General features: G+C 66.3%; 15 protein-coding genes, 1 tRNA gene and 1 pseudogene. 16 read left to right on the top strand and 1 reads right to left on the bottom strand.

Annotated features, from left to right (window positions below):
* From A612_RS11985 to A612_RS11910, 16 genes and pseudogenes are all read left to right on the top strand, one after another.
* Positions 1 to 189, top strand: a pseudogene (locus A612_RS11985) (50S ribosomal protein L5); the annotation flags it as partial.
* Between the two features lie 11 nt (positions 190 to 200).
* Complete coding sequence (gene rpsN / locus A612_RS11980) at positions 201 to 506, top strand: 30S ribosomal protein S14 (protein ID WP_040436766.1); 306 nt, start codon at positions 201 to 203, stop codon at positions 504 to 506.
* A 21-nt stretch (positions 507 to 527) separates the two neighbouring features.
* On the top strand, positions 528 to 923 hold the full coding sequence (gene rpsH, locus A612_RS11975) for a 30S ribosomal protein S8 (protein WP_019374711.1): 396 nt from the start codon (positions 528 to 530) through the stop codon (positions 921 to 923).
* 25 nt (positions 924 to 948) lie between these two features.
* Positions 949 to 1,482, top strand: a complete 534-nt coding sequence (rplF, locus tag A612_RS11970) for a 50S ribosomal protein L6 (protein WP_040436765.1) — start codon at positions 949 to 951, stop codon at positions 1,480 to 1,482.
* 11 nt (positions 1,483 to 1,493) lie between these two features.
* Complete coding sequence (rplR, locus tag A612_RS11965) at positions 1,494 to 1,859, top strand: 50S ribosomal protein L18 (RefSeq protein WP_019374709.1); 366 nt, start codon at positions 1,494 to 1,496, stop codon at positions 1,857 to 1,859.
* A gap of 17 nt (positions 1,860 to 1,876) precedes the next feature.
* On the top strand, positions 1,877 to 2,398 hold the full coding sequence (gene rpsE / locus A612_RS11960) for a 30S ribosomal protein S5 (protein ID WP_019374708.1): 522 nt from the start codon (positions 1,877 to 1,879) through the stop codon (positions 2,396 to 2,398).
* 14 nt (positions 2,399 to 2,412) lie between these two features.
* On the top strand, positions 2,413 to 2,595 hold the full coding sequence (gene rpmD, locus A612_RS11955) for a 50S ribosomal protein L30 (RefSeq protein WP_019374707.1): 183 nt from the start codon (positions 2,413 to 2,415) through the stop codon (positions 2,593 to 2,595).
* 11 nt (positions 2,596 to 2,606) lie between these two features.
* A complete protein-coding gene (gene rplO, locus A612_RS11950; RefSeq protein ID WP_019374706.1) occupies positions 2,607 to 3,038 on the top strand; it encodes a 50S ribosomal protein L15 in 432 nt (143 codons plus the stop codon).
* Between the two features lie 23 nt (positions 3,039 to 3,061).
* Positions 3,062 to 4,381, top strand: a complete 1,320-nt coding sequence (gene secY / locus A612_RS11945) for a preprotein translocase subunit SecY (protein WP_019374705.1) — start codon at positions 3,062 to 3,064, stop codon at positions 4,379 to 4,381.
* 173 nt (positions 4,382 to 4,554) lie between these two features.
* Positions 4,555 to 4,668: a 50S ribosomal protein L36 gene (gene rpmJ / locus A612_RS11940; protein WP_003050535.1), complete on the top strand. Its 114-nt coding sequence runs from the start codon at positions 4,555 to 4,557 to the stop codon at positions 4,666 to 4,668.
* Positions 4,669 to 4,690: 22 nt separating this feature from the next.
* Complete coding sequence (gene rpsM, locus A612_RS11935) at positions 4,691 to 5,056, top strand: 30S ribosomal protein S13 (RefSeq protein WP_019374704.1); 366 nt, start codon at positions 4,691 to 4,693, stop codon at positions 5,054 to 5,056.
* A gap of 16 nt (positions 5,057 to 5,072) precedes the next feature.
* Positions 5,073 to 5,474 (top strand): 30S ribosomal protein S11, encoded by a 402-nt coding sequence (rpsK, locus tag A612_RS11930; protein ID WP_019374703.1) that lies wholly within the window; start codon positions 5,073 to 5,075, stop codon positions 5,472 to 5,474.
* Positions 5,475 to 5,596: 122 nt separating this feature from the next.
* Positions 5,597 to 6,220 carry a 30S ribosomal protein S4 gene (gene rpsD, locus A612_RS11925; protein ID WP_019374702.1) on the top strand — a complete coding sequence of 208 codons (624 nt, stop codon included), beginning with the start codon at positions 5,597 to 5,599 and terminating at the stop codon, positions 6,218 to 6,220.
* Between the two features lie 115 nt (positions 6,221 to 6,335).
* Entirely contained in the window at positions 6,336 to 7,325 is a 990-nt protein-coding gene (locus tag A612_RS11920) for a DNA-directed RNA polymerase subunit alpha (RefSeq protein WP_019374701.1), read from the top strand.
* A gap of 93 nt (positions 7,326 to 7,418) precedes the next feature.
* Positions 7,419 to 7,817, top strand: coding sequence for a 50S ribosomal protein L17 (gene rplQ / locus A612_RS11915; RefSeq protein ID WP_019374700.1), 399 nt, complete (start codon positions 7,419 to 7,421; stop codon positions 7,815 to 7,817).
* 25 nt (positions 7,818 to 7,842) lie between these two features.
* A tRNA-Met gene (locus A612_RS11910) sits at positions 7,843 to 7,919 on the top strand.
* 125 nt (positions 7,920 to 8,044) lie between these two features.
* On the opposite strand, the gene rsmI is transcribed toward A612_RS11910, so the two are convergent.
* A partial coding sequence (gene rsmI / locus A612_RS11905; RefSeq protein ID WP_019374699.1) for a 16S rRNA (cytidine(1402)-2'-O)-methyltransferase occupies positions 8,045 to 8,705 on the bottom strand: 661 nt, incomplete at its 5' end.

Here is an 8,705-nt window from a genome sequence, read left to right as displayed (position 1 = left end):
TCCGGCCGCGCCTTCGACGGCCGCGGCAACTACAACATCGGTGTGAAAGAGCAGATCATCTTCCCCGAGATCGAGTACGACAAGGTGGACGCGCTGCGCGGCTTGAACATCAGCATCACCACCACGGCCAAGACCGACGAGGAAGCCAAGGCGCTGCTCGCGGGCTTCCGCTTCCCGTTCAAGAACTGAGAGAGCGTCCTATGGCTAAGAAAGCTTTGATCGAGCGCGAGCTCAAGCGCGAAAAACTGGCTGCCAAGTACGCCGCCAAGTATGCCGAACTGAAGGCCATCGCCGGCGATGCCAAGCGCACCGACGAGGAGCGCGAGGCGGCCCGCCTGGGCCTGCAAAAGCTCCCGCGCAACGCCAACCCCACGCGCCAGCGCAACCGCTGCGAGATCACGGGCCGCCCGCGCGGCACCTTCCGCCAGTTCGGTCTGGCGCGCAACAAGATCCGCGAACTGGCCTTTGCCGGCGACATCCCCGGTGTCACCAAGGCCAGCTGGTAAGCGCAGCAGGAGAGATACAACATGAGCATGAGTGATCCCATCGCCGACCTGCTGACCCGCATCCGCAATGCGCAGATGGTCTCCAAGGCGTCCGTGTCGGTGCCGTCCTCCAAGGTGAAGGTCGCCATCGCCCAGGTGCTCAAGGACGAGGGCTACATCGACGGCTTCGAGGTGAAGACCGAAGGTGGCAAGTCGGAACTCGAAATTGCCCTGAAATACTATGCCGGCCGCCCGGTGATCGAGCGCATCGAGCGCGTGAGCCGTCCCGGCCTGCGCGTGTACAAGGGCGCCAGTGCCATCCCCCAGGTCATGAACGGCCTGGGCGTGGCCATCGTCACTACCCCCAAGGGCGTGATGACCGACCGCAAGGCGCGCGCCACCGGTGTCGGCGGCGAAGTGCTGTGCTACGTGGCCTGATGCCCGCGTCGAGGAGAACCCAGAAATGTCCCGAGTAGGCAAATCCCCGGTGACCATCCCCCAAGGCGTGGATGTGTCCATCAAGGACGATCAGATCAGCGTCAAGGGCGCCGGCGGCTCGCTGCAGCTGCGCCAGAACCCGCTGGTCCGCGTCGACAACAACGACGGCAAGCTGAGCTTCACGCCGGCCGACGGTTCGCGCGAAGCCAACGCCATGAGCGGCACCGTGCGCCAGCTGGTGAACAACATGGTGGTGGGCGTGAGCCAGGGCTTCGAGAAGAAGCTGACGCTGATGGGCGTGGGCTTTCGCGCCACGGCATCCGGCTCCAAGCTGAACCTGAACATCGGCTTCTCGCACCCCGTGGCCTTCGACATGCCGGCCGGCATCACGGTCGCGACCCCGACCCCGACCGAGATCGTGGTCAAGGGCGCCGACCGCCAGGCCGTGGGCCAGATGGCCGCCGAGATCCGCGCAGCACGCCCGCCGGAGCCCTACAAGGGCAAGGGCATCCGCTATGCGGACGAGAAGGTCGTGATCAAAGAGACCAAGAAGAAGTAAGGAGCTGCAACATGTTGACCAAGAAAGAGCAGCGTCTTCGCCGTGCGCGCCAGACCCGCATCCGCATCGCCCAGCAGGGCGCCGTGCGCCTGGCCGTGCACCGCACGAACCTCCACATCTACGCCAGCGTGATCTCTGCCGACGGCTCGCGCGTGCTTGCCACGGCGTCCACGGTCGAGCCCGAGGTGCGCCAGTCCCTGGGCGGCGCGGGCAAGGGCGGCAATGCCGCCGCGGCCCAGGTCGTGGGCAAGCGCATTGCCGAGAAGGCCAAGGCCGCCGGCATCGAGAAGGTGGCCTTCGACCGTGCCGGCTTTGCCTACCACGGTCGCGTCAAGGCCCTGGCGGAAGCGGCCCGCGAAGCCGGCCTGCAGTTCTGAAGCGGAGCGAATCAACAATGGCTAAATTTCAACCCCGGATGCAGGACGACGGTCGCGACGACGGTCTGCGCGAGAAGATGATCGCGGTCAACCGCGTGACCAAGGTCGTGAAGGGCGGGCGCATTCTCGGTTTCGCCGCGCTGACCGTGGTCGGCGACGGTGACGGCCGCATCGGCATGGGCAAGGGCAAGTCCAAGGAAGTGCCCTCGGCCGTGCAGAAGGCCATGGAAGAGGCCCGCCGCAAGATGTTCAAGGTGTCGCTCAAGGAAGGCACCATCCACCACAACGTGACCGGCCACCACGGCGCGGCCGTGGTGATGATGGCTCCCGCCCCGAAGGGTACCGGCATCATCGCCGGCGGCCCGATGCGCGCCGTCTTCGAGGTCATGGGCATCACCGACATCGTGGCCAAGAGCCACGGCTCGTCCAACCCGTACAACATGGTGCGTGCAACGCTCGACGCGCTGGCCAACTGCACGACGCCGGCCGAAGTGGCCGCCAAGCGTGGCAAGTCGGTCGAAGAGCTGTTTGCCGCCTGATGGAGTCAGCTGACATGACAACCCAACCCACCGTGAAGATTCAATTGGTGCGCAGCCCCATCGGCACCAAGGAATCGCACCGCGCCACCATCCGTGGCCTGGGCCTGCGCAAGCTCAACAGCGTGAGCGAGCTCAAGGACACGCCCGAAGTGCGCGGCATGATCAACAAGATCAGCTACCTGGTCAAAGTCCTCTGAAAGGGTGCGTGATGGAACTCAATAGCATCAAGCCCGCAGCAGGGGCCACGCGCGAGCGCCGCCGCATCGGCCGCGGCATCGGCTCGGGCTTCGGCAAGACTGGCGGCCGCGGCCACAAGGGCCAGAAGTCGCGCTCCGGCGGCTACCACAAGGTCGGCTTCGAAGGCGGCCAGATGCCGCTGCAGCGCCGGCTCCCGAAGCGCGGCTTCAAGTCGCAGACGCTCAAGTTCAATGCCGAGGTGACGCTGTCGGCCCTGGAGCGCCTGGGCGCCGACGAAGTCGACGTGCTGGCCCTCAAGAAGGCCGGCCTGGTCGATGAGCTGGCCCGCGTGGTCAAGGTCATCAAGAGCGGCGAGATCACCCGCGCCGTCAAGCTCTCCGGCATCGCCGCCACGGCTGGCGCCAAGGCCGCCATCGAGGCGGCCGGCGGCAGCGTGGCCTGATCGGCTCTTTGCGAAAGGCACCCGTGGCTACGAACGCGGCTCAACTGGCGAAGACCGGCAAGTTCGGCGACCTTCGCCGGCGCCTGGTCTTCCTGCTGCTCGCGCTGGTCGTGTACCGCGCGGGCACGCACATTCCCGTCCCCGGGATCGACCCGGCGCAACTGCAGCAGCTGTTCAGCGGCCAGCAGGGCGGCATCCTCAACCTCTTCAACATGTTCTCGGGCGGCGCGCTGTCGCGCTTCTCGGTCTTCGCTCTGGGGATCATGCCGTACATCTCGGCGTCGATCATCATGCAGCTGATGACCTACGTGATGCCCGCCTTCGAGCAGCTGAAGAAGGAAGGGGAGGCCGGCCGGCGCAAGATCACGCAGTACACCCGCTACGGCACCGTCGGCCTGGCGCTCTTTCAGTCGCTGGGCATCGCCGTGGCGCTGGAGAGCCAGGCCGGGCTGGTGATCGAGCCGGGCTTCGGCTTTCGCATGACGGCGGTGGTCAGCCTGACGGCCGGCACCATGTTCCTCATGTGGCTGGGCGAGCAGATCACCGAGCGGGGGCTGGGCAACGGCATCTCGATCCTGATCTTCGCCGGCATCGCCGCCGGCCTGCCGAGCGCCATGGGCGGTCTGCTGGAGCTGGTGCGCACCGGCGCGATGAGCATCATCGTGGCGATCTTCATCGTGCTGGTCGTTGGCCTGGTCACCTACTTCGTGGTCTACGTCGAGCGTGGGCAGCGCAAGATCCTGGTGAACTACGCGCGCCGGCAGGTGGGCAACAAGGTGTACGGCGGCCAGTCCTCGCACCTGCCGCTCAAGCTGAACATGGCAGGCGTGATCCCGCCGATCTTCGCCTCGTCGATCATCCTGCTGCCGGCCACCGTGGTCGACTGGTTCAGCGCCGGGGAGTCCATGCGCTGGCTGCGCGACATCGCCGGCTCGCTCACCCCGGGCCAGCCGATCTACGTGCTGCTGTACGCGGGCGCCATCATCTTCTTCTGCTTCTTCTACACCGCGCTGGTCTTCAACAGCCGCGAGACGGCAGACAACCTGAAGAAGAGCGGCGCCTTCATCCCGGGCATCCGCCCGGGCGAGCACACGGCGCGCTACATCGACAAGATCCTGGTGCGCCTGACGCTGGCCGGGGCGATCTACATCACCTTCGTGTGCCTGCTGCCGGAGTTCCTGATCCTGAAGTACAACGTGCCGTTCTACTTCGGCGGGACCTCGCTGCTGATCATCGTGGTCGTCACCATGGACTTCATGGCCCAGGTGCAGAACTACCTGATGAGCCAGCAGTACGAGTCGCTGCTCAGGAAGGCGAATTTCAAGACCACGGGGGGCGCCTGACCCTGGCCTGATTCTGGCGAATGCGCTACACTTACAGGTTCGCCAGAAAAAGGCTGATTCATGCTATGCCGCCCGGGACAGGCCTTTCGGGCAACAAGATACACGGACCGAGGTTTCGCGGCTGCTGGCACAAGGGCGGCGCCGGAACCAATGCACAAGTTTAGGAGAGAGCAATGAGAGTTTCGGCTTCTGTCAAGAAGATCTGCCGCAACTGCAAGATCATCCGCCGCAAGGGCGTGGTGCGCGTGATCTGCACCGACCAGCGCCACAAGCAGCGCCAGGGTTGAGCGTAGGTATCAGAGGACTAACATGGCACGTATTGCTGGCATCAACATCCCGCCGCACAAGCACGCGGAAATCGGCCTGACCGCCATCTTCGGCATCGGGCGCACCACCGCACGCAAGATCTGCGACGCCTGCGGCATCGAGTATTCCAAGAAGATCAAGGATCTGAACGACGTCGAGCTCGAGAAGATCCGCGACCAGGTCAACGCCCTGACGGTGGAAGGCGACCTGCGCCGCGAGACCACGATGAACATCAAGCGCCTGATGGACATCGGCTGCTACCGGGGCTTCCGCCATCGCCGTGGCCTGCCCATGCGTGGTCAGCGCACCCGCACCAACGCCCGCACCCGCAAGGGCCCGCGCAAGGGTGCCGTGACGCTCAAGAAGTAAGCACTGAAAGAATCCTATGGCCAAGTCTCCCAGCAACGCCGCCCAGCGCGTGCGCAAGAAGGTTCGCAAGAACATCTCGGACGGCATTGCCCACGTGCACGCGTCCTTCAACAACACCATCATCACCATCACCGACCGCCAGGGCAACGCACTGTCGTGGGCCTCGTCGGGCGGCCAGGGCTTCAAGGGCTCGCGCAAGTCCACGCCCTTTGCCGCGCAGGTCGCTTCCGAGTCGGCCGGCCGCGCTGCGATGGAGCAGGGCATCAAGAACTTGGATGTCGAGATCCGCGGCCCCGGCCCGGGCCGCGAGTCCTCGGTGCGCGCCCTCGGCGCCCTGGGCATTCGCATCACGTCCATCTCCGACGTGACGCCGATCCCGCACAACGGCTGCCGCCCCCCGAAGCGCCGCCGCATCTGAGCGCCCTGCGGGTCGCTTCCCGACCGATTCATTGAAGCCCACCGCCACCCCGCGCCTCCGCGGCGCCGAAGGTGGCTCCCGCAGCCCGACTGCGGCAGTTGACGATAGCAAGGATATTCAAAGTGGCACGTTACCTCGGCCCCAAGGCCAAACTCTCCCGCCGCGAAGGCACCGACCTGTTCCTCAAGAGCGCCCGCCGCTCGATCGCGGACAAGGCCAAGTTCGACACCAAGCCCGGCCAGCACGGCCGCACCTCCGGCTCGCGCACTTCCGACTACGGCCTGCAGCTGCGTGAGAAGCAGAAGGTCAAGCGCATGTACGGCGTGCTGGAGAAGCAGTTCCGCCGCTACTTCGAGGCCGCCGAGCGCCGCAAGGGCAACACCGGCGCCAACCTGCTGGGCCTGCTGGAGTGCCGCCTGGACAACGTGGTCTACCGCATGGGCTTCGGCTCGACCCGCGCCGAGGCGCGCCAGCTGGTGTCGCACCGTGCCATCACCGTGAACGGCCAGTCCGTGAACATCGCCTCCTACCTGGTCAAGCCGGGCGACGTGGTCGCCGTGCGCGAGAAGTCCAAGAAGCAGGCGCGCGTGCAGGAAGCCCTGCAGCTGGCGCAACAGGTGGGCCTGCCCGGCTGGGTGGAGGTGAGCGTCGACAAGGTCGAGGGTACCTTCAAGAAGGTGCCGGACCGCGACGAGTTCGGCGCGGACATCAACGAATCGCTGATCGTCGAGTTGTACTCGCGTTGATTCCGGGGCGCTGCGCCCACAGGAAAACCCATTCCCCTGGCGCGAGGCATCGCGCCAGGGGCGCTTCACCAGCCTTACCGGTGTAACGAGCTGGGGGTATTGAGAGGAAGTCCGCATGCAGACCAATTTGCTGAAGCCCAAGACCATCAACGTGGAGCAGCTGGGCGCCAATCGCGCCAAGGTGGAGCTCGAGCCCTTCGAGCGTGGCTACGGCCACACGCTCGGCAACGCCCTGCGCCGCGTGCTGCTGTCGTCCATGCTGGGCTATGCAGCAACCGAGGTGACCATCGCCGGCGTGGTGCACGAGTACTCGTCCATCGACGGCGTCCAGGAGGATGTGGTCAACATCCTGCTGAACTTGAAGGGTGTGGTGTTCAAGCTGCACAACCGCGACGAAGTGACGTTGTCGCTGCGCAAGGAAGGCGAGGGCGTCGTCACGGCGCGCGACATCCAGACGCCGCACGACGTCGAGATCGTCAATCCCGACCACGTCATTGCCCACCTGTCGGCCAGCGGCAAGCTGGACATGCAGATCAAGGTCGAGAAGGGCCGCGGCTACGTGCCGGGCAACGTGCGCCGCCACGGCGACGAGTCGACCAAGTCGATTGGCCGCATCGTGCTCGATGCCTCCTTCTCCCCGGTGCGCCGCGTCAGCTACACGGTCGAGAGCGCCCGCGTGGAGCAGCGCACCGACCTGGACAAGCTGGTCATGGAGATCGAGACCAACGGCGCCATCTCGGCGGAAGACGCGGTGCGCGCCTCGGCGAAGATCCTGGTCGAGCAGCTGGCGGTGTTCGCCCAGCTCGAAGGCGGCGAGCTGGCGGCCTTCGAGCCCTCGAGCTCGCGCGGCGCCGCGACCTTCGATCCGGTGCTGCTGCGCCCGGTCGACGAGCTGGAGCTGACCGTGCGCTCGGCCAACTGCCTGAAGGCCGAGAACATCTACTACATCGGTGACCTGATCCAGCGCACCGAGAACGAGCTGCTCAAGACCCCGAACCTGGGTCGCAAGTCGCTCAACGAGATCAAGGAAGTGCTGGCTTCGCGCGGCTTGACGCTGGGCATGAAGCTGGAGAACTGGCCGCCCGCCGGCCTGGACAAGCGCTGATCCCGCCACGTTTTTTTGTTTCCCCCCTGGGGAGTGCTCCGGGCAGTACCTGACACGGCTGCCCGTCTTAACCAAGTCAAAAAGGAAAGCACCATGCGCCACGGACACGGACTCCGCAAGCTCAACCGCACGACCTCGCACCGCCTCGCGATGCTGCGCAACATGATGAACTCGCTCATCGAGCACGAGGCCATCAAGACCACGGTCCCGAAGGCCAAGGAACTGCGCCGCGTGATCGAGCCGATGATCACCCTGGCCAAGGAAGACACGGTGGCGAACCGCCGCCTGGCTTTTGACCGCCTGCGCAACCGCGACAGCGTGACCAAGCTGTTCAACGAGCTGGGCCCGCGCTTCAAGGCGCGCCCGGGCGGCTACACGCGCATCCTGAAGATGGGCTTCCGCGTGGGCGACAACGCCCCGATGGCCTACGTGGAGTTCGTCGAGCGCGCCGAAGAAAAGGCGGAAGCTGGCGAAACCGCCACGAACGCCTGAAAATAGGTTATACTTTCGTTTCTGACGCGCGATGGAGCAGTCTGGTAGCTCGTTGGGCTCATAACCCAAAGGTCGGAGGTTCAAATCCTCCTCGCGCAACCAAACAATCCGTGTTTCACGGAAAAAGCAAGGAACCCGCCCCATGGCGGGTTTTTTGTTGCCTGCGTTTTTTCTGTCGCCGATGGCGCGGGGACGGGGCCCCGCAAGGGCCGGGGCGGCAGGCGGGCCTACCCGGGCGGCGGCTCCCCGGCCTCCTGTGCCTGCAGCTGCAAGGCGAGGACATACAGCGCGTTGCGCGGCGCGCCCGTGAGCTCGGCCGCGAGCCGCACCGCGGTCTTGGTCGGCAGCTCCTTGAGCAACAGCTGCAGCGTCCGCTGCGCCGCGGCCTCCGTATCCGACGCGACCTCGGCAGGGTGCAGCACCAGGGCGAACTCGCCCCGCTCGCGGTTCGGGTCGTTCGCCATCCAGGCTTCGAGCTGGTCGGCGCGGCAGGTGGCGACCTCTTCGAACTGTTTGGTGAGTTCGCGCCCCACCGTGACGCGCCGCTCGCCCAGGGGCGCCAGCGCCCGCGCCAGGGCGCGCATGCGGTGGGGCGCCTCCAGCAGCACCACGCTGCGCGGCTCGCCCGCCAGCTGCTGCAGCGCCGCGCTGCGCTCGGCCCCCTTGGCCGGCAGGAAGCCGGCGAAGACGAAGCCCGCGCCGGCCGCCGGCGAGGCGCCGGCCCCAGCGACGCTCAGCGCGGCGGTGACGCTGCTGGCGCCCGGCACCGGCGCCGCGCGCAGGCCGGCGGCGTGCACCGCGGCGACCAGCCGCGCGCCCGGGTCGCTGACCGCGGGCGTGCCGGCATCGCTCACGCAGGCCACGCGCTGGCCCTCGCGCAGGCGGGCG

Source organism: Melaminivora alkalimesophila (genome assembly GCF_000282995.1).
GTDB lineage: Bacteria > Pseudomonadota > Gammaproteobacteria > Burkholderiales > Burkholderiaceae_C > Melaminivora > Melaminivora alkalimesophila.
The sequence above is the reverse complement of the archived record's forward strand: the minus strand, read 5'-3'. Positions and strand labels throughout refer to the sequence as shown.

What these genes read in the sequence shown, in the direction of transcription:
- rpsN (WP_040436766.1), top strand. Translation starts at nt 201, where the DNA reads ATGGCTAAGAAAGCTTTGATCGAGCGCGAGCTCAAGCGCGAAAAACTG.
- rpsH (WP_019374711.1), top strand. Translation starts at nt 528, where the DNA reads ATGAGCATGAGTGATCCCATCGCCGACCTGCTGACCCGCATCCGCAAT.
- rplF (WP_040436765.1), top strand. Translation starts at nt 949, where the DNA reads ATGTCCCGAGTAGGCAAATCCCCGGTGACCATCCCCCAAGGCGTGGAT.
- rplR (WP_019374709.1), top strand. Translation starts at nt 1,494, where the DNA reads ATGTTGACCAAGAAAGAGCAGCGTCTTCGCCGTGCGCGCCAGACCCGC.
- rpsE (WP_019374708.1), top strand. Translation starts at nt 1,877, where the DNA reads ATGGCTAAATTTCAACCCCGGATGCAGGACGACGGTCGCGACGACGGT.
- rpmD (WP_019374707.1), top strand. Translation starts at nt 2,413, where the DNA reads ATGACAACCCAACCCACCGTGAAGATTCAATTGGTGCGCAGCCCCATC.
- rplO (WP_019374706.1), top strand. Translation starts at nt 2,607, where the DNA reads ATGGAACTCAATAGCATCAAGCCCGCAGCAGGGGCCACGCGCGAGCGC.
- rpmJ (WP_003050535.1), top strand. Translation starts at nt 4,555, where the DNA reads ATGAGAGTTTCGGCTTCTGTCAAGAAGATCTGCCGCAACTGCAAGATC.
- rpsM (WP_019374704.1), top strand. Translation starts at nt 4,691, where the DNA reads ATGGCACGTATTGCTGGCATCAACATCCCGCCGCACAAGCACGCGGAA.
- rpsK (WP_019374703.1), top strand. Translation starts at nt 5,073, where the DNA reads ATGGCCAAGTCTCCCAGCAACGCCGCCCAGCGCGTGCGCAAGAAGGTT.
- A612_RS11920 (WP_019374701.1), top strand. Translation starts at nt 6,336, where the DNA reads ATGCAGACCAATTTGCTGAAGCCCAAGACCATCAACGTGGAGCAGCTG.
- rplQ (WP_019374700.1), top strand. Translation starts at nt 7,419, where the DNA reads ATGCGCCACGGACACGGACTCCGCAAGCTCAACCGCACGACCTCGCAC.